19 protein-coding genes are annotated in these 19,030 nt (G+C 69.2%); 12 read left to right on the plus strand and 7 right to left on the minus strand.

Annotated elements, in window-relative coordinates; translation table 11 throughout:
* Positions 1-9: 9 nt before the first annotated feature.
* Positions 10-474, minus strand: coding sequence for a redox-sensitive transcriptional activator SoxR (soxR, locus tag ACRX5W_RS22400; protein WP_436790042.1), 465 nt, complete (start codon positions 472-474; stop codon positions 10-12).
* A gap of 89 nt (positions 475-563) precedes the next feature.
* Here soxR and fdxA point away from each other — a divergent pair, with 89 nt between their 5' ends.
* The 3 genes from fdxA (at position 564) to ACRX5W_RS22415 (ending at position 2,997) form a co-directional block, all read left to right on the plus strand.
* Positions 564-890, plus strand: coding sequence for a ferredoxin (gene fdxA / locus ACRX5W_RS22405; protein ID WP_436790043.1), 327 nt, complete (start codon positions 564-566; stop codon positions 888-890).
* 106 nt (positions 891-996) lie between these two features.
* Positions 997-2,028: an NAD(P)H-dependent flavin oxidoreductase gene (locus ACRX5W_RS22410; protein ID WP_436790044.1), complete on the plus strand. Its 1,032-nt coding sequence runs from the start codon at positions 997-999 to the stop codon at positions 2,026-2,028.
* Positions 2,029-2,112: 84 nt separating this feature from the next.
* On the plus strand, positions 2,113-2,997 hold the full coding sequence (locus ACRX5W_RS22415; RefSeq protein ID WP_436790045.1) for a hypothetical protein: 885 nt from the start codon (positions 2,113-2,115) through the stop codon (positions 2,995-2,997).
* A gap of 224 nt (positions 2,998-3,221) precedes the next feature.
* Here ACRX5W_RS22415 and ACRX5W_RS22420 read toward each other — a convergent pair whose 3' ends face one another.
* From ACRX5W_RS22420 to ACRX5W_RS22430, 3 genes are all read right to left on the minus strand, one after another.
* A complete protein-coding gene (locus ACRX5W_RS22420; RefSeq protein ID WP_436790046.1) occupies positions 3,222-3,596 on the minus strand; it encodes a toxin Doc in 375 nt (124 codons plus the stop codon).
* Between the two features lie 4 nt (positions 3,597-3,600).
* Complete coding sequence (locus tag ACRX5W_RS22425) at positions 3,601-3,858, minus strand: hypothetical protein (protein WP_436790047.1); 258 nt, start codon at positions 3,856-3,858, stop codon at positions 3,601-3,603.
* Positions 3,859-4,185: 327 nt separating this feature from the next.
* On the minus strand, positions 4,186-5,466 hold the full coding sequence (locus ACRX5W_RS22430) for an MFS transporter (protein WP_436790048.1): 1,281 nt from the start codon (positions 5,464-5,466) through the stop codon (positions 4,186-4,188).
* Positions 5,467-5,617: 151 nt separating this feature from the next.
* Between ACRX5W_RS22430 and ACRX5W_RS22435 the strand changes: the two genes are divergently transcribed.
* Both ACRX5W_RS22435 and ACRX5W_RS22440 read left to right on the plus strand, forming a co-directional pair.
* Positions 5,618-6,223 (plus strand): TetR/AcrR family transcriptional regulator, encoded by a 606-nt coding sequence (locus tag ACRX5W_RS22435; RefSeq protein WP_436790049.1) that lies wholly within the window; start codon positions 5,618-5,620, stop codon positions 6,221-6,223.
* 78 nt (positions 6,224-6,301) lie between these two features.
* Positions 6,302-7,723, plus strand: coding sequence for an MFS transporter (locus tag ACRX5W_RS22440; RefSeq protein ID WP_436790050.1), 1,422 nt, complete (start codon positions 6,302-6,304; stop codon positions 7,721-7,723).
* 140 nt (positions 7,724-7,863) lie between these two features.
* Here ACRX5W_RS22440 and ACRX5W_RS22445 read toward each other — a convergent pair whose 3' ends face one another.
* Entirely contained in the window at positions 7,864-8,853 is a 990-nt protein-coding gene (locus ACRX5W_RS22445; protein WP_436790051.1) for a LysR family transcriptional regulator, read from the minus strand.
* A 1,079-nt stretch (positions 8,854-9,932) separates the two neighbouring features.
* Here ACRX5W_RS22445 and ACRX5W_RS22450 point away from each other — a divergent pair.
* Entirely contained in the window at positions 9,933-11,468 is a 1,536-nt protein-coding gene (locus tag ACRX5W_RS22450) for a hypothetical protein (RefSeq protein WP_436790052.1), read from the plus strand.
* Between the two features lie 589 nt (positions 11,469-12,057).
* Here ACRX5W_RS22450 and ACRX5W_RS22455 read toward each other — a convergent pair.
* Together ACRX5W_RS22455 and ACRX5W_RS22460 are read right to left on the minus strand one after the other, a co-directional pair.
* On the minus strand, positions 12,058-12,549 hold the full coding sequence (locus ACRX5W_RS22455) for a pyridoxamine 5'-phosphate oxidase family protein (protein WP_436790053.1): 492 nt from the start codon (positions 12,547-12,549) through the stop codon (positions 12,058-12,060).
* A 232-nt stretch (positions 12,550-12,781) separates the two neighbouring features.
* On the minus strand, positions 12,782-13,807 hold the full coding sequence (locus tag ACRX5W_RS22460; RefSeq protein ID WP_436790054.1) for an alpha/beta fold hydrolase: 1,026 nt from the start codon (positions 13,805-13,807) through the stop codon (positions 12,782-12,784).
* A gap of 37 nt (positions 13,808-13,844) precedes the next feature.
* Between ACRX5W_RS22460 and ACRX5W_RS22465 the strand changes: the two genes are divergently transcribed.
* From ACRX5W_RS22465 to ACRX5W_RS22490, 6 genes are all read left to right on the plus strand, one after another.
* Positions 13,845-14,528, plus strand: a complete 684-nt coding sequence (locus ACRX5W_RS22465) for a winged helix-turn-helix transcriptional regulator (protein WP_436790055.1) — start codon at positions 13,845-13,847, stop codon at positions 14,526-14,528.
* A 214-nt stretch (positions 14,529-14,742) separates the two neighbouring features.
* Positions 14,743-15,093 (plus strand): STAS domain-containing protein, encoded by a 351-nt coding sequence (locus tag ACRX5W_RS22470; RefSeq protein WP_436790056.1) that lies wholly within the window; start codon positions 14,743-14,745, stop codon positions 15,091-15,093.
* Positions 15,090-16,022 (plus strand): anti-sigma factor RsbA family regulatory protein, encoded by a 933-nt coding sequence (locus tag ACRX5W_RS22475; protein WP_436790057.1) that lies wholly within the window; start codon positions 15,090-15,092, stop codon positions 16,020-16,022. The genes ACRX5W_RS22470 and ACRX5W_RS22475 overlap by 4 nt, the downstream gene beginning before the upstream one ends.
* Positions 16,023-16,345: 323 nt before the next feature.
* Positions 16,346-17,938, plus strand: a complete 1,593-nt coding sequence (locus ACRX5W_RS22480; protein ID WP_436790058.1) for an alkaline phosphatase D family protein — start codon at positions 16,346-16,348, stop codon at positions 17,936-17,938.
* Positions 17,939-18,164: 226 nt separating this feature from the next.
* Entirely contained in the window at positions 18,165-18,389 is a 225-nt protein-coding gene (locus ACRX5W_RS22485; protein WP_436790059.1) for a hypothetical protein, read from the plus strand.
* Positions 18,390-18,523: 134 nt separating this feature from the next.
* Positions 18,524-18,664, plus strand: coding sequence for a hypothetical protein (locus tag ACRX5W_RS22490; protein ID WP_436790060.1), 141 nt, complete (start codon positions 18,524-18,526; stop codon positions 18,662-18,664).
* Positions 18,665-19,030 lie beyond the last annotated feature (366 nt).

Raw genomic sequence — 19,030 nt, forward strand, 5'->3', positions numbered from 1 at the left:
AAGCGGGCGTCACAGTCGTTGGGGCCCGACGCCATCCTCGGCAAGCGCGTCGTCGGGGTTCAACAGAGCGCAGGCCTTCATGGAGAGACATCCGCAGCCGATACACCCGGTGAGCTCGGCCTCAAGCCGCTCGATGGTCTGCCGACGCTCCTCCAGTCGGCGCTTCCAGCCACGTGAGGCGCGCTGCCACTCCGCGTGGCTGGGAGGACGATCGAGCGGCACATCAGCGAACGCCTCCAGGAGGTCCTGCAAGGGGATGCCGATCCGTTTCGCCACCGAGATCAACGCGACTCGGCGCAGCATGTGCCGCGGGTAGCGGCGCTGGTTGCGATCGTCGCGTTCGGACGCGATCAGGCCGAACTCTTCGTAGAACCGCAGGGCGGAGACGGCCGCCCCGGTCCGGGCGCTCACCTCGCCGATGCTCAACCAGTCGTCCGGGCGGGCCCGGACCTCACCGGAGCTGTCCCTCGTCATGCAAAGCCTCCTGTTGACCTCAAGATTACTTGAGGTCCTATGGTCGGCTGCGTCGGAACGGCAAACAGAAACGAGGGGACGGCAGTTCGATGACTTTTGTGATCGCTTCGCCCTGTGTGGACGTCAAGGACAAGGCATGCGTCGACGAGTGCCCGATCGACTGCATCTACGAGGGCGAGCGCATGCTCTACATCCACCCGGACGAGTGCGTCGACTGCGGCGCGTGCGAACCCGTATGCCCCGTCGAAGCGATCTTCTTCGAGGACGACACGCCCCAAGACTGGCAGCAGTTCACCGCCGTGAACGCCGAGTTCTTCTCCGACCTCGGCTCCCCCGGCGGCAGCGCAAAGCTCGGCCCGATCGGACGAGACCACCCGACTGTGGCAGTACTGCCGCATCAGGGGACCATCGCCTGACAGCCCCGGGCTGTGCCGCTGGAGCTCGCGATGAAGAATGGGGCGACGTGGTGGCGGACCACCGGTATCGGGCAGGCGTTTGGATGGTTCTGTGAGGAGATCTCGGATGGCTTCGCCGCTCACTGGCCTGGGGTTGGAGACGCCGGTACTGGCGGCGCCGATGGCGGGCAGCCCCACCACGCCGGAACTGGTCGTCGCGGCGGCCGGCGCGGGCGGCCTCGGGTTCCTCGCCGCCGGATACAAGACGGCTGAGGCCGTGGAGGCGCAGATTGCCCGTGTGAGGGCGGCGGGTGTCGGCTTCGGCGTCAATCTGTTTGCACCCAACGCCTTGCCGGTGGATCCCGGTGCCTTCAGCGCGTTCGCCCGCGCCATCGCGCCGGCTGCTCGCGCGTACGGTCTCGACACCGCCGGGGCACGGATCGTCGAGGACGACGACCATTGGGCGGACAAGGTCGATCTCCTGCTCTCCTCCCCCGTCCCCGTCGTCAGCTTCACCTTCGGGGTCCCGGAGCCGGGCATCGTCGCGGCCTTGCGTACGGCGGGAACCCTGGTGGTCCAGACGGTCACGTCACCGGTGGAAGCTCGCGCGGCCGTGGAGGCGGGAGTCGACGTACTCGCCGTGCAGGCGTCAGCCGCCGGCGGCCACTCGGGCACCTGGACGCCGCAGCACATGCCTCCCGGCGTGCCGCTGCCCGACCTGGTGAGGGCGGTTCGGAACGCGGTGTCCGTGCCCCTCGTCGCCGCGGGTGGCATCGCCACGGCGGACGACGTGACCGAGGCGCTGGCGGCCGGAGCTGCGGCTGTCATGGTGGGCACCGCTTTGCTGCGTGCCGATGAGGCGGGCACATCGGCCCCCTACCGGGCCGCGCTCGCCGACCCGGCGGCCCGCAGGACCGTGGTGACGCGGGCGTTCACCGGCCGCCCGGCGCGGGCGCTGAGCAACGACTTCACCGATCGGTACAGCGACCTGGCGCCGTACGGCTACCCCGCCCTGCACCACTTGACCAGCCCCATGCGCGGCGCCGCGACAACCGCGAACGATCCCGAGCACATCAATCTGTGGGCCGGGACGGGCTACCGCCATGCCACCGCGGAACCCGCCGCGCAGATCCTGGACCGGCTGGCCTCTCGGGCGTGACGTTCCTCGGCCGAGACGGTCTCGCCGCTCGCTGCGCGGTCGGTGCGGGCCACCTTCAGGCTCGGGCAGCGCTAGCCTTCGCGAGTGAATGCAAACGGGGATCGCGAGGATCCGTCCCAGTCCACCGCGATGACCGGTGGGGATTCGTCGCGTCCATCCGGCGGGTCGCTGCAGCGGCCCGTGCCCGCGTGGCAGGTCTACGCCGAGCAGGGGCCCGCTCCGCAACCGGAACGTCCCGAGTCGGGGGACGGCTGTTTGTATTCGGTGGTCCGCTGGCCCGCGCGGATCATCGCGGTGGTCGTCGTGGTCCCGCTGCGTCTGTTGTGGGAACTCGTCAAGGCGATCGGCAGGGGCGTGCGTTTGCTGCTGTGGGACTGGTTCCTGCGCCCGGTCCTGATCGGCTTGAAGATCGCGTTGTGGGACTGGTTCCTGCGCCCGATCGGCAAGGGCCTCAAGATCCTTGTGTGGGACTGGTTCCTGTATCCGGTCGGCCTGTTCGTGTGGCGGTGGGTGCTGCTCCCGATCGGCCGGGCGATCGCGTGGGCCTGGGTGCGCCTGGTCATGGTGCCGATCGTGTTCCTGGTCAGGTACGTGCTGCTCGTGCCGTTGAGCGCGCTCTGGCGCTGGGTTCTGGCGCCGGTCGGCCGAGCTGTGGTCCAGGCGCTGCGGTTCGCGTGGGATGTGTCGACCACGGTGTTCACGTTCCTGGTCGTACGCCCGCTGTCGTGGCTGTGGCGCGCTGTGCTTGTCCCGATCGGTCGCGGTATCGCTTTCGTCTGGCGTCATGTGGTCGTTGTGCCGGCGGTGTGGGCGTGGAACCACGTGTTTGCGCCGATCGGCCGGGCGATCCGGGCCGTATGGCGTTTCGCCGTCGTGGCGCCGATGCGATGGGTGGGTCGCAATGTCTTTCGCCCGATCGGAACCGCCGGCCGTGAGGTGCTTCGGGCTTTCGGCCTCAAGAAGCGCTGACCGCGACTCCCGGCGCACCGGCCGAGACTGCGGGTTCGTTCGCGGTCCTGGCGGGCCGCCCGGGGGCGCGGCAGGTCTGACCCCGGTCGCAGGCACGTCGTGTCGTCGATGTCATGGGCGGGTGAGTGCAGAACCGGCGTAAGCCTTTGCGGTGTTGGCGTCGAAGGGACCGCGGGTGCCGGCTCATCGGAGCCAAGGCTTCGACTCCTTGGTTCCCGGGGGCCTCAGACGCGCCAGGCTCGGAGCCGGTGTGCGGTGCCGAACACGTCGGCGGTGTCGTCGGCGATCGCCCGTGCCAGGTCGACGAGTTCGCCGTAGGGCGGGTCGACCGCCTGTCCGGAGGCGTCCATGTACGCGATCGCGACTCCGCAGGCGAACAGCACGTTCCGGGCCGGGAGCGGACGCAGGCGGACCAGTGTGTGCAACAGCGCTGCGGCCCGCCATGCCGCGTCGGCGTCCTCGCCGAGCCTGGGGGTGTTGACGCGGTGGCGCGCCACGGCGGCCACCAGCGCGGAGTAGTCGCGGACGGACAGTTCACCGCCGGGCAGGACTTCGGTCTGGCGCTCAAGCAGCCAGCGGATGTCGATGTACCACTCCACTGCTTCAGGCCGCCCCGCGGCCGGCCTGGTGCTCGCCCGGTCGGCCCGGTGCGTCCTCGGGGAAAGCCTCGTCGAACGCGGCTGCGTTCTCGGCCACGAAAGTCCGGAACACTTCCGACGCGCGGGCTTGGGCGCGGCGCTCGGCGAGGTCGCCGTCGACAAGCTCACGGACGTACGCCTTGAGGGTCTTTCCGCTGTCCCGGGCCGCCGACCGCAGCGCGGCGAGTTCGTCGTCGGAGAACTCCACATTCAATGCAGGCATGGCAGGATGCTACCAACTCGGGTACCGCCAAGGATATAAGTCCAGGTCAAAGCACTGAATCACCGGTACCGAATGACGTTGCACAGACAGGCTCGGCCACGTTCGCCCGCCAGCGGCCGATTGCCGCGTTCGCAGCACGGCAGAGATGCCGGGGCCGTGGTGGTGTCCGTGCGGGGTTCGGTGACCAGGGCGCTGTTCTGGCCGAGTCCGATCGACCAAGCGCGCGGAGCACCCGCATTGAGGGGCGGTTGACCACTGAGGCGGTGGGTCCCAGGCCGGTGGGCAGGCCCGTGTTCAGCCTGGCTTCGGCGGCTGTACGGACCACGCTCAGACGTCCAGGACGCGTCGCGTGCGTCCGGCCGCCAGGCCGGCGGCGACCTGGACCACGCACACAACCAGCAATGCCGATAGCGGCACTGCCCATCCGGCACTCGCCTCATGCAGGAGCCCCGTGCCCAGGGGTCCGACAGTCGCGAGCAGGAAGCCGATGCCCTGTGCCATCGAGGACAGCGCCGAGGTCTGGGCCCCGTCCGCCGTGCGCAGGCCGATCAGGCTGAGCGCCACGGCGAATCCGGCCCCTTGCCCCAGCCCGAGCACCCCTGCGGCGAGCCACACACCTCCCGGCGCCGGAACGAGTACGACGCCGGCCAGACCCGTCCCGCTGAGCAGGGCGACGGCGACGGCCGGGCCGCGTTGGTCGGGCAGGCGACGGTACACCGCCGGAAGGACAGCCGCCCCCAGCACCCCGACCAGGCTCGTCAGCGACAGGATCAGCCCACTGTGCGCCTCGCTGATGCCGCGGTCCTGGCACATGGTGGGCAACCAGCCGAAGACCACGTAGGCAAGGAGCGCCTGGGCGGCGAAGAAGGCGGTGACGTACCAGGCGGTGCGGTCCCGCCACAAACGCGCCCGGTCCGTGCCACCCGCCGCTGCGGCCGGCCCCGCCCGGCGCGCACTTGGCAGCCAGGCCGCGATCGCGGCGAGGGTCACGGGCAGCGCGACCAGCGCGAGCGGGACACGCCACGACGATCCGGTGGCCTCGGCGAGTGGCGCCGCAACTGCGGAACCACCCGCGCCGCCCAGGGTCAGGCAGGCCGAGTAGAAAACGGTCACCCCGGCCGCCGCGCCCGCGAAACGGCTGTGAATCAGGCTCGGGAGGAGCACGTTGGCGAGGCCGATGGCCGCTCCGACCAGGACCGTTCCGGCGAACAACGCCCCTGCGCCGGGCAGGAGACGGACGACTGCTCCCGCCGCCAGGACGAGCAGGCTGCCGAGCACGACACGGGCCTCGTCGTAACGCCGGGCCAGCACAGGACCCACGAAAGCGAAGACGCCCAGGCACAGCACCGGCAGCGCGGTCAGCACACCTATGGCCGCACCGGCCAGGCCGAGATCGTCGCGGATGCGGTGCAACAACGGCCCGGTGGCGGTGACCGGCGCGCGGAGGACGACGGCGACCAAGGCGAGCGCGGCCAGCGCCCCGAACCCGGCACGCAACACCGTCGGATTGCCGGGTCTTGTGGAGGCGAACGAGGGAACCGACGGGCGTTGTTCGCCTTCGGACGCCCGGGAGTGCGGCGGTTGGGGGGCGGTCGGATGAGCGGACACGGCACGGCCCTTCAGGGAAAGCGGAACGGCTGCCTCCCGCCCGGCAGTCGGGTGGCCGGAGCGGGACGGCGTATTGAAGTGATACAGTACGACCTGAATCAAAAACAAGTGCCGCTGCTCCCCCGCCCGCCGACCCGCAAGGAAACCCGCCGTGCCCACGCCTCCCGGCCCACGCGCCGCCGGCCGCCAAAAGGACCCCGCGATCGATGCGGCCGTCCGCACCGCAACCCTCGACCTACTCGCCGAAGTGGGCTACGCCGACTTCACCATCGGCCAACTCGCCAAGAACGCCGGGGTGTACCGACCGGCCGTCTACCGGCGCTGGCCTTCCAAACAGCATCTGGTCGTCGACGCCGTTGCGGATCTGCTGGGCACGGTGCCCACCGTCGACACCGGCAACCTGCGTGAAGACCTGATCACCGGCATCGAGACGCTTGTCACCGCGTTCGAGACCACCGTGCTCGGCCACGTACTGCCCGCCCTGGTCGCCGACCTCGCGCGCGACCCCGTCCTGCGCGACGCCTTCCTCGACGAGGTCTTCCACGCACGACGCCGCAGCACCGAAGCTGTCCTGCGCCACGCGGCCGAACGCGGCGTGATCCCCGAACTCGACGGGGCCGCCATGGATTTCGCCCTCGACGCCCTCGCCGCACCGGTCTACTACCGGGCGCTTTTCCGGCACGCCCCCCTGAACCGCACCCTGGTCGAGAACAGCGTCGACCTCGTCCTTGCCGGATTGGCCGCCCGCGCCGACTGAACCCCACCGGGCCCTCGGGACGACCGACGCAACGAATGGCCCGACCGACAGCTGGGCAGGCCGCGCCGGGACGGCAGTGTGGAGCGCATCGGCATGAACGCCTCGACAGGCAGGTCACCGGCCGACAGGAGATCCGGGGAACGTCGTCGGCCCGCGTCCGGAGGCGACGCGAAGCGTGCGCCGACAGCCCGGGAACGCCGCGCGCAAGCGGCCTCGAAAATGCTTTTACCGCCGGAGGTCAGCTCCAGGATCATGGCCCCGGTGAGCGCTCACGTGATCAAAACCAACGGGCAGTTTCGGCGTTTGTGGGCCGCTCGGACGGTGTCCTTCCTGGGTGATTCGGTGAGCCTGGTCGCGCTGATGCTCCATGTGGAGAGCGCTGAAGGAAAGGCACTTGCGCTCGCGGCCCTGCTGTTGGTGGGTGACTTCGCTCCCTCGCTGCTCGGACCGCTGACCGGCGCGATCAGCGACAGGTTCGACCTTCGCAGGGTGATGGTCTGCTGCGAGGTTCTCCAGGGGCTGACCGTGCTGGTGATGGCGCTCTGGCTGCCGTCGCTGCCATGGCTGTTGGTTCTCGTGGCGGTGCGGGCCATCGCGGGTCAGGCATTTCAACCGGCGTCCAGGGCGATCGTGCCGGCCCTCGTCCAGGACCGCGAACTGCCGCAGGCGAACGCGGCGATCGGGTTCGGCACCAACGGCGGAGAGGCGCTCGGACCGCTGGTCGCGGCGGCGCTGATTCCGTTCGTCGGAGTGCGCGGGGTGCTGCTCGTTGACGCGGCGACCTTTCTCCTCTCGGCGCTGCTTCTCGTCTCCATGCCGTCCGTCCGCCCGTCGCGAAGCGAAACGACGAGCCTGTTCGGCGACGCACTCGAAGGCCTCCGGTTCATCCGGCGCGATCGGCTGGTCCGGGCGGTCGGCCTGGGTTTCTTCGCGGTCGTGGCCTTCAACGGGATCGACGATGTCGCGCTTGTCCTTCTCGCCAAGGACACCCTCGGCCAAGGCGACTCGGCCGCCGGGGTCCTGCTGGCAGCGGTCGGGATCGGGTTGTTCGTCGGCTACCTCCTGCTGAACCGGGTGACGCGGTTCTCGATGCCGCTCCTGTTGCTCGCGGGCTTCGCTGTCAGCAGCGCGGGCAACCTGTTGACGGGGCTTGCCTGGTCGGTCGCCGCAGCCTTCGTCGTACAGACAACCCGCGGGCTCGGCATCGCCGCCATGGACGTGGCCGCGGGCACACTCCTGCAACGATCCGTGCCCGGCCCCTTGCTCGGTCGTGTTTTCGGCACCTTCTACGGAGCCATCGGAGTGGCGGCGGCGCTCTCCTATGTCTGCGGCGGGCTGCTGCTCGACGTCACCAGCCCGCAGGCGGTTTTCGTGATCGCCGGTGCCGGAGGCCTGATCGCGACCCTCCTGACCGGGCTCTTGCTGCGCACATCATCGGTTGACGGAACCGGCGCGGAGACTCACGGCAGCGTGTCCGGAGAGCCGGCCGACAACCACTGACACCCCCGGTCCTCCGGGCCCGGACACGACCTTGCCGGAGGTCCGGAGGTTGGGAGGCCGATGACGAAGCTGCCGCGGAGCGCCGCATCCGTTTCGTCAACCGAGACCGCATCCATCTCGGCGCGCACGCCTGGTGGCCGTCAGCCCGACAGGGCGCCGTCCGGGTCGGGTGTTTCGCAGCCCTTCGGTTGGGTCCGGCCTGCGCAGTGCAGGGTTGCGGGCCGCCATCGTCCTTGGCGGGCCACGGCTTTGGCCTGGCGGCTGAGGGCGCGGGCGACAGCTCGTACGGCAGGCGGTGTTCGGACGGCGCGTTGGGTGGCGACCACGATGGAGCACCATATTTCGGGATCGCACAGGGGGGCTGCGCACAGCGACTCGTCGGCGACTTCGTCGATGACTGCCGCTCCGGGCAGGATGGTCCAGCCGAGACCGGTGAGCACAAGTTGTTTCCGCAGACGCAAGGAGTCGGCCTCGACGACGACGTCGGCGGTGACCTCCGCGTCGGCTGCTGCGCCGTCGATGAGCGTGCGCAGCGCGTGGCTGACCGGAGGCAGGACGAGAGGGTGCTGCGCGGCAAGCGCGAAGGGAATCGGGTCGTCCGGCCGCAGTCCTGCCGAGGACGGCGCGACGACCCACAGGTTGTCACGTGCCAGTGGATGCGTGTTGAGTGCCTGCTCGTCGTCCACGGCGTAGAGGAGGGCCAGATCGAGGGTGCCGTTGTCGAGCCATTCCTGCAGATGGCCGGAGCTCGCGGTGCTCAAGCAAAGGCGGACGCCGGGGTGGTCGCGTCGGATCGTCGCCGCGACGGGCGGTCCCAGCAGGTCGGCGGTGCTCTCCGGCAGACCGATGTTCACGGTGCCGGTCGTCTGGCCGGGCGGCTGCTGAACCGCCATCAGGGCGTGCCTGAGGTCGTCGAGGACGAGGCGGGCACGGTCGACCATGATCTCCCCTGCCTCGGTGAGGCGCATGCCCTGCCTGCTGCGCTCGAACAGTGTGACGCCGAGTTCGTCCTCCAGTGTGCGGATCTGCCGGGTAACAGCGGGTTGGACCAGGTCCAGAAGTTCGGCGGCGCGGGTGACGCTGCCGACCTCGGCCACCGTGATCAGGGCTTTGAGTTGCTTGAACTCCACGCGTTTCCTCTCGCCTGCCCGCAGGCGGAAGCCGTCCACCGGGCCCGCCGTTCATCAGTGACCGTTCTCGCGGCGGGTGTGGCGGCGATCGTGCCTGGCGCGTCGGCCGAGGTGCCGGCTGAGCCGTCCGCTCGAACACTGATTCTGATTGATGGAAGCAGGGCTTTCAATGTCGACCGCCGATGTCGATGGGCCGGACCACCGCTACCCGCGGCCACGGCCACGGGCGGTCGCGGTCAAGGGAGTTGGGGTCGCCCGGGCAATGCGACTCCGACGTGGGCGCGGACGCCGCTCCTTGCCTTCGCGCCGCGCCCCGGCCGCCCCGAGCGAGGAAGACGGCCGGGGCGCGCTCATCCCGCATCGCCGCAGGCCGCCCGAGCCCGACGACCCGGGCCCCATCATTTCCGGCAATGGCATCATGAGTTTTAGTTCTGACAATGCATCCATTGAAATTCGAGAACGACAATTTCTATGATTGCGACCGCCATGGGCGCCGACGGCGACTGCAGCTCTCAGGGTTTTCAGGGCCGCAGCACCGGACGACGTCACGGGAACGCAAATCGTACCGTGGCATCCGGCCACGACTTCGAGCAACCCGCCCTGTCCTGGCGGTAGGTGGCCATTGGTTCTTTGCATACGGCGAACGGACTCCCCATGTCTGCGGAAGCGAGGTCTCCCAGAGTGCAGATGAGTATGCAAAGCCCCACCAGACGGTCGTTGTCGGCCACGGCCATTGCCGACCCACGCGCGGCGGAGACGACTCGATTCACCACACAGTCCGGCTGACTCCTCAGGTCACCGCGCCCTCGACGCGCCGCCGCAACCTGCGAGATGCCACCGACAAATCATCCCGGCCAAGCGATCGAGATGTTTTCGCCCGTGCATCGGCAGCAGCATTCAATTGTCGTGGCAATTGCGAGTCCGAACCCCGTATTCCAGGTGAAATGGGTTGGGCTGATTCGTCGTGCGCGGCGAGGAGCGATTTGCGGTGGAGAACGAGCCTGAAATCTTTATTCCGCCAGGCGACCGTTGTCGGACTGTCTTCATTCGGGCCACCTACAACGTGAGGTGAACGACCTATGCTCCTCAGGTTCCTGCGCAGACGTCTCGCGCCAGTCTCCGTGCTGGTCGCAATGCTCGTCCTCGTGGCTGTGATCCAGCCGGCGACAGCCGACTCGGAGCCCTTCGAACCGGCCACCGTGTCCGTTGACTTCGGTGACCGCCAAGGTGCGCTGCTGCACACCGAACGGTTCAACAACTTCCACCACATCAATCATTTTCCCGAGCAACGGCGTGCCGACGTCGACTTCCTCAACGAGCAGGGCCTTCGCAGCGACGTGCAGCGCGTGTGGCTCCGCGGAGACATCTGCGACTCGGTGGCGGGCACGTGCGAGTTCCAGCGCATGGACCCGTACCTGAGCGAAGCCGACGACCTCGCCGAATCGCTGATGATCGTGATGACGGGTGCCCCCTACGACGGTCCGGGGAACCCGGCCTGGCTGATACGGGAGGGCAAGGACCCGTCCGAGATCAAGCGGTTGGTCAAGCTGGCCATCGGGGGGCTGAAGCAGCGCCACCCGAAGATCGAGTATGTCGAGGCGTTCAACGAGCCCGACTGGGCTCTCCACGGGGAGGACGTCCGCGCGGGACACGAGCCGGCGCTGCAGCCCGAGGATCTCTACGCGTACTACGTACCGTTCTACGAGGCCGTCAACGAACTCAACGCAGAACTGCGGCCCGAGGTTCCGCTCAAGGTCGGCGGCCCCGCGTTCGCCTACTTCAAGGAACGGTGGTTCAAGGCTTTCCTGGACGACTACGCGGCCGACCCGAACCCGCGAAAGCGCCTCGATTTCATCTCCTGGCACGGATACGGCGACTTCAACGACGATTACACCCGCTTCCACTTCTTCAAGGAGGATCCGAGCGAGGTGGGCACGCAGCGGGCCCAGGTCGACGCATGGCTGCATGAACGCTGCATCAGCACGCGCATCCCGGCGTTCATCACGGAGACGGGCCTGTATCCCGGCCCGGCGTACGACGATCCGGATCCCGGCACAACCGACTACGTCCGGCAGGCCGCCGGAATGGCTGCACTCCACTACTGGTGGTCGAACCAGCCCAACACGTACCCCTTCCACTGGGTGCTCCGCCACGGGAGCAACGGGCGCAAGGACCAGTTGGTCACCCGGACTCCCGACGGACCTGTGGTCGACACGTTCACGCCCTACGGAAACATGCTGCTGATGCAGTCCAAGATGAAGACCACCAAGGTGGAAGCCGTCTCGGACAGCCTTGAGGCGGGCCAGGGCGTGTATGCCGTCGCGGCGAAGGACAGGACCGGCGCGTCGCTCATGGTCTGGAACTACCAGCATGTCAACGAACGCCGCTACCAGGCCACGATCGACATGTCCAACCTGCCGCCGAACCTGCGGCACGGGCCGGTCCGTCAGCGCATGTTCCGGATCGACCAAACGACGAGCAACTACTTCGCCGACCCGGCGAAGGCCGATCTCCAGCAGGTCGACGAGAAGATCGTCGATCCCGGCAAGACGTACACCGAGACGATCGATCTTGAGCCGAACGCGATCTACCTGATCCTCCTCGAACCCGTGTGACAAGGTCTCCGGCCCGATTCGTTGGCTGACGAGGACCAACTCGGCCGCCGGACCGCGTGATTCGGACTTCCGGACACGCGGTCCGGCGACGAAGCCGTCGGTGTCCTTCGTGAGAACAGCGGACGCATCGACGTCCAGGCGTTCGCCGACGGGCGTCGAGCCCGACGCTTCCGAGAACGGGGGCAGGTCCCGGGCCGCATCGGAGATGCCCCGGCCGAGACTCGTGATCCGGCGTCGGTCATCCCGGCGCCACCGTCACCCACTCCCCCGAAGTTCGGCTTCCCGCCGACCGATTCTCTTCGGAACCGCGTTCAACGCCATCGGCACCTTCACCACCACCCTGGACGGGCGCACGTACACCCGCGAACGGGACCTGACAACGGAACAGAGAGACCCGGCCGGGTGGTGTGCCCTCTGCACCGCCCGGCCGTGCGTTTCACAGCCGGCAGAACAGACGGAGCCGGCGTCGTACGCACGCCGACCGGGGGCGGGCCCGGAGCTGATGCTCGGCGAACCGGCTCGGCTGCCGCTTCGGGGAGCCGGGCGAAGTCGTCAGGCTGTTCTGCAGTCGGCGCCGTGGGCCTGACGGTCATGATGCCGACGCCCCCGGCTCGTCGGACCGCACTCCGTTGCCGCTCTGCTGCCGGCGTTCTGCGCGCTGCCGGACGAGTTCCTCGACCGCGCTGGGCAAAGTCGTCTCGAAGTCGATCAGTTTGGCCCACGTCGGCGTCATCACGATGCGGACCATGCCGTCGTAGAGCGAGCGGACCCCGGCCTCCCACTCGACCCGTTGCTCGGCTGTCATCGCGTAGGAGCCGTTCATCTCAAGGTATTCGTCGGGAATGCCGTCGACCTCGTCGAGTTCCACGGTGCCGCGGACGAGCAGGATTTTCGGCGGGTGCACCTCGGTGTCGATCGTGATGGCGACGGCCGGGTTTCGACGGAGCGAGGCCAGCTTCGGGGCGTTTTTCGACGTGCACATCACGACCTCCTTGCCGTTCCAGGCGAAGGCGATCGGGATGTTCCGCGGTGTCCCGTCCTTGGCGACGTAGGCCAGGCGGCAGAGGTCACGCGCCAGCATCGCCTGGCTCAGCGGGTGTTCGAGAATCTCGCTGACTTCGTCATGGTGGGCCTCCTGAGTGCGGTGCGGCCGACAGTTGTCGCTTCCACCCCTGGGACGAAGCCGTCACGCCGTTCTCGACATCGTGCGGCGAACTTGCTTCGCGACTTGAACGTCACCCACGCTCGCGGCCGCGTCCGGCGCGCTTGGTCGAGGGTCGCCTCGACTGCCGTCCCGCTGCCGCAGCCCCTGCTCAGTCTGTCGCGTGTGCCGCGGTGTGCCGCGCGATCGCCCGGACGACCGTGTCCCAGAGCGAGCGTGGCGGCATCTGGTGTCCCATACCCGGCAGGGGCACGAGGGTGGCGCCGGGGATCACGCGGGCCAGGGCCTCGGCGTGCCCGTACGGCAAAAGCGGGTCCGCGGTGCCGTGCAGCACGAGCGTGGGAGCGCCGATGTCGCCCGGCGTCGCGCGGATCGGCTCGCCGCTGTCGATCAACCAGTGGTTCGCGGCTGCGGCCGGGTCCGTGCTTCGGTCGAAGGCTCGGCCTGCGACGGCGCGCACCTGATCCTCGTCCACCGGGATCGTGCCGGCGAAAAGGCGTTCGGCCGCCAGGAAGTAGGCGATCACCGAATCCCGGTCCGACCAGTCAGGGCCGGGTCCGGGCTCTGCGAAGGCCTTGGCCAACGCGTCGCTCATCGGCGGCAGCTCCGGGCTTTCCGGCCCGCCGGGCCCGCCGAGGGTGGTCGACATCAGGGTCAGGGTGAGCACACGCTCGGCGTGGGTGAGGGCGATCCGCTGTGCCAGGCCGCCGCCCATCGAGATCCCGACAATGTGCGCCGCCCGGATGCCGAAAGCGTCGAGCAACCCGACCGCGTCGGCCACCAAGTCGTCCTGCGAGTACGTCGGTTCACCGGCCGGGAACGTGGTCGAGCGGCCGGTGTCGCGTGTGTCGAACCGGAGCACGTACCTCCCCGCGTCGGCGAGGCGCGCCGTGAACTCGTCGTCCCACCAGTCCATCGACGCTTCGGCGCCCCCGATCAGCAGTACGGCCGGAGCGTCTGGTTCGCCGAACGCCTGCGCGGCGAGCCGGATGCCGTTGGCGCGGACAGTCGTCTCGGGGCTGATGCGGACGGGGGTCATGGAAGCCTCCTGGGTCGTCGAGGCCCTCAATCTACTACTGAAACCGAAGTAACTGCTACTATTTTCAAAGCAAGGATCGGACGATGCGAGGTGGGCGATGACGAAGGCGGCGGATTCAGCGAAGTCGAGACGGCGCACGTACGGTCAGGCTTGCCCCATCGCGCACGCCCTCGACATGATCGGCGATCGGTGGGCGCTCCTGGTCGTCCGCGAACTACGGCTCGGCGCACGCCGCTACAGCGACCTGCAGGCCGCCCTGCCGGCGATCGGCCCCAGCGTGCTCGCGCAGCGCTTGAAGGACCTCGAATCCGTCGGCGTCGTGCAGAAGCGCGACCTGCCACGGCCGGCATCCGCCAAGGTCTATGAACTGACTTCGTGGGGCGCGGAGTTGGAGCCGGTCTTCGCGGCCCTCCGCGTTTGGGGGATGCGGTCGCCGGTCGTGCCGCTCGATGGCGAACTGACGGCGGACACCGTTCTGTTGGGCATGCGCGCCTATTTCGTTCCGCAGCCGGACTCACCCTGGACCGCGACCTACCGCATCGAACTGGAGCGCGACGTCTACCGCATCGACGTCACCGACGGCCGACTGACGTCCGTGACCCGCGGTGACGTGTCGACACCCGCCGACACGTCGGTCACCGCCACCCAAGTCGCCCTTCAGGACGTTTTCGCCCACCGGTCGACCGTGGCCGGCGCGGTCTCGTCGGGACAGCTCCGCGTGACGGGGAACGAGGAAGCGCTGCACCGGCTGGTCGCGGCACTGCCGGAACGCCGACCACAAGGAGCCGTTCATCAGGTGGATCCGCCGGGGGACGCGCGGCGGCCGATTCCGGCCGGAGCGGACCCGAGGCCCGCGTGACGTCCGACTCTGCTCACGCGGACCATCACAGACCCAACCATCCATTAGGTTTTCGTTTGCGCTGTCGCGAGGACCCCGGTCGCCTCGGGCGGGGGCCGTGCGGTCGCCTGGGGACAGCGGCGATAGGCTTCCCCGGTTGGCAATGAGCGGGCGCGGTCCGGCGCCGCGGGTGGGTCGGCGAGCAGGCTGTCGACGAACCCCGCGAGGAGAAGATGTGGATCTGCCGCACGGCCGGGAAGGGTCCGGGCCGATATACGGATCGGCCGTGCTGGAGGTGACCCTGTTGTCCGATCGTCGTGGAATCCGCGCGAGCGGCGAGATCAACGCGGCCACCCGCACGGCCTGGCAGCAGGCTCTGCGGACGATGGCCGGGCAGCACGAGGATGTGTCCTTCATCGACTTGTCAGGCGTCGGCTTCGTCGATGTTGCGGGTGTGGCGGCGCTTGCGGTCACGGCCTTGACCCTGCCGGGCGGCCGGGTCGTGGTGGAGCACCCTCCGCCGCAACTACCGCGCGTGCTGGACATGTTCTGGCCGGAGATGCGCCGGATCGAGGTGGCACCGTGACGAGGCGGCCGGGCATCGATGAGGCGTTCGTTCATCCAGCGCTGTTTTATCGCACCGAGGAGGAGTACACCGCGCAGACGGTGTCGTTCGTGCGTGAGGGCCTGGCCTCGGACGAACCGGTGGCCGTGGCGGTGCCGGGCCGGAATCTCGACCTGATCAGGGCCGGCCTGGGCGCGGATGCCGACGCGGTGTCCTTCCTGGACATGGCCGAGGCCGGACGCAACCCCGGGCGCATCATCTCCCAGGTGCTCCGCAAGTTCGCCGACTCCCATCCGCGGCGGCGGGTGCGGATCATCGGCGAGCCGATCTGGGCGGACCGCAGCGCGATGGAGTATCCCGCGTGCGCCCAGCACGAGGCGTTGATCAACCCGGCCTTCGAGAACCGGGCGGCGACCATCTTGTGCCCGTACGACGAGGCCCGCTTGGACGCGGACATCCTGGCCGATGCCCGGCTCACCCATCCCACGGTCATCAGCCGCGGGCGGGAGCAGGACAGCGACGCGTACGACTGGCGGGCGGCCGTGGCCCGCTTCAATGAGCCCCTGTCCCCCGCGCCGACGGCGGCGGAGTTCGCTTTCGCCGCCCCGAAGCATTCCGCGGCGCGCCGTTTCGCGGTCGGCCAGGCCCGACAACTCGGCCTGGTGGGGCAGCGCCTGCTGGACGTGGAGCTGGCCGTGGCGGAACTGACGACGAACAGCGTGATGCACGGCGGGGGCAGCGGAACGCTGGCGGTCTGGGCAGAAGCCGGACAGTTCCGGTGCGAGGTCCGGGACCGGGGTCGGCTGGCCGACCCGCTCGCCGGCCGCAGGCCCCCGGAGGCCGGGCAGATCGGCGGTCGGGGCCTGCTGCTGGTCCACAACGTCGCCGATCTCGTGCGGGTGCACACCGGTGACGACGGCACCACGGTGCGCATCCACTTCGACCGCTGAAACGTCGTGGCCCACGCCCGACGCGGGCGTACTTCCCCGACGCCTGGGCGCGAGGTTTCGTGGCGGCGACGGCGGAGGCGGTTCGTCCGTCGCGTGACGCGTCCGTCCGCCACGCATCAGGGAAGCGGTGGTCAGGCGGCGGGAGTTCGGCGCCGCGCCGGTCACGTGCGGGCCGCCTGCCATTCACGGGTGGGTCATCACGGCGTGCTTCGATTCGGGGATCAGCGTGCGTCGTCATTCACCTTCCGCACCCGCGGCGGCCCCAGGAGGCGTCAGTGCCATCTGCGATCGAACCTTCCCCGTCGTCTTCTCCCTCCCGGCCCGTGAGCCGTCGCGCCACCGTGGCGGCCGGTGCCGCGCTCGGGGTCGGGCTGGGGCTGGCGGGCACGCGCACCGCGCACGCCGAGCCGGTGCGCCGCGACCCGTTCCTCCTCGGCGTCGCCAGCGGAGATCCGCTTCCCGACGCGGTGGTGCTGTGGACACGGCTGGTCGCCGACCCGTTCGACGCTGCGGCGATGGGCCGCCGGACCGTGCCCGTCGAGTGGGAGGTGTCCGCCGACGAGCGTTTTTCGGCGGTGGTACGCCGCGGCACCGCCGCCGCGCGCCCCGAACTGGCCCACTCCGTGCACGTGGACGTACGAGGGCTGCGGCCCGGCCGCGTCTACTGGTACCGCTTCCGCGCCGGTGGCCACGTGAGCCCGACCGGCCGTACGCGTACCGCGCCCGAGGCGTACTCGCGGCCGAACCGGTTCCGCGTCGGCGTCGTGAACTGCCAGGACTGGCAGAACGGTTACTGGCCCGCCTACCTCGGTCTGGCTGCCGAGGACCTGGACGTCGTGGTGCATCTCGGCGACTACATCTACGAATACGATCCGAGCAGTGCGTACCCCGACCGCCTGCACACCGCGCCGCAGACCGTGGGCCTGGACCAGCTCGTCACCCTCGGCGACTACCGGGCACGCCACGCCCAGTACAAGACCGATCCCGCGCTGCAACGCGCCCACGCCGCGTTCCCGTGGATCGTCACGTGGGACGACCACGAGACGGAGAACAACTACGCGGGCCTCGTCGACGAGATCGACGACACCGGCGACCGGTTCCAGGACCCGGCGCGATTCGCGCGGCAGCAGGCAGCGGCGTACCAGGCCTATTACGAGCACATGCCGTTGCGCAGGGCGGTGGTTCCCGGGTCGACGGACTACCGGCTTTACCGGCGCTTCGAGTTCGGCGACCTGGTACGCCTGAACGTGCTCGACACCCGTCAGTACCGCACCGACCAACCCGGCGGCCACTCCGGTGACTTCGGGCCCGTCGCCGACGGCCTGGACAACGGCTCGGGCACACTCGTCGGCGCCGCGCAGGAGCGGTGGCTCGCCGACGGCCTTCGCTCGTCGCGGGCCCGCTGGAACGTCCTGGCGCAGCAGGTGATGGTCAGTCAGATCCGTTTCCCGAACTTCCTTGACCCGGCGAACCCGTTCCCGCCGATCGCCAACCTCGACCAGTGGGACGGCTACGATCCGGCCCGCGTCCGCCTGCTGCGCCTGCTGCGTGACACCCGTGCGGCCAACCCGGTGGTGCTCGCCGGGGACATCCACTCCACGTGGTGCAGCGACCTGCGCGTGGACCGCGACGATTTGGCGAGTGCCCCGGTCGCTGTCGAGTTCACCGCGACCAGCGTCAGCTCGGACTTCCCGGCCGCGTTCGACGGGCCTCTCAAGGCGGCCAATCCGACGCTGAATCCCCATGTGCGGTACTTCGACGGCTCCCGTCGCGGCTACTTGCGCGTGACCGTCGACCGCGAGCGCTGGCTCACCGACGTGCGCACCGTCGACGGCATCACGGCACGCGAGTCGCCGGTACGCACCACCGCGTCGTGGGCGGCGATCGCCGGTGTCCCGGGACTGACCCCGGCCTGAGCCCCGGATCGCGTTTTGTCTCGGTCGGCCGGGCCGGAGCAGCGTTCGACTCCGGGACCTGCGGCGCGGCCTTTCCGGTGAATGTCGGGCGCCCTGATGACGGCGTATCCGCTCCCTGGGTACGGCGTCTGGGCAATCACAACCCGGACATGCAAGGAGAACAGCCATCTACGCAACAGTCCGACGCTACGAGAACGTCGCCGATCCGGCCGAGGTGGCCCGCGCCGTGACCGAGGGGTTCGTGCCCCTCGTGCGTCAGGTGCCTGGTTTCGTGGCCTACTACTGGGTCGATGCCGGAAACGGGGTGATGGTCTCGACCAGCGTCTTCGAGGACCGGTCCGGCGCCGAGGAATCGACCTCGAAGGCAGCGGAGTTCGTGCGAGAGAACCTGGCGTCGCTGTTCCCCGACCCGCCTCAGGTCACCACCGGTCAGGTGGTGGCTTCCGCGTAGAACCGCCGGTTCCCGGGACGTCGACGTACGCCGGGTCGGACCAGTTGCGTTGGTCCGGCCCGGCGTACCGACGGCCCGTGTGTCGACGGGCGGGCGGCATGTTCGCAACTTTCTTTCCCGGTACGGAAGTTCGCGTGCGGCTGTCGACTCACAGCGCTCGGAGCCTCCCTGACCGCCACATCCACGTACGCGACACCACGACCGAGCATGCGATTTCGGTCCACTGGTACTCGCCGCGCCGCATGAGCCGCTACGTGCGCGAGGTGGGGTGCTGACCTCGCACTCAGTCGAGTCCGCCGACGACTGGTGACGCCGGATGACGGTCGTCCGGCGGCCGTGCCGGCCGTCCGACCGGGTCTCGCGTGCGTCCGAGTCGGCAGTCGCCGTGCCGTCCCTGTCCGGAGTCGTCCTGTGACGCGGAGTGCGGGGCAGCTCTTCGTTGTTTCGGCGTTGTGCACCGCCAGGACTCGGCCCGATCGTGCGTTGCCGGTTCGAGGGGCAGCATGGAAAGAGGAGGCATGGAAAGGAGACGTCGAGCCGGCGTGCCCCCGATCGGTGTGCTGAGGAGGGAGGCTTCCGGAATGGCTGCAGACGCGCCGCCCCCGGGGGACGAGCGCGACCAGTCGGCGGTGCCGGCACCG

It is taken from the genome of Yinghuangia sp. YIM S10712 (assembly GCF_051388935.1).
Lineage (GTDB): Bacteria > Actinomycetota > Actinomycetes > Streptomycetales > Streptomycetaceae > Yinghuangia.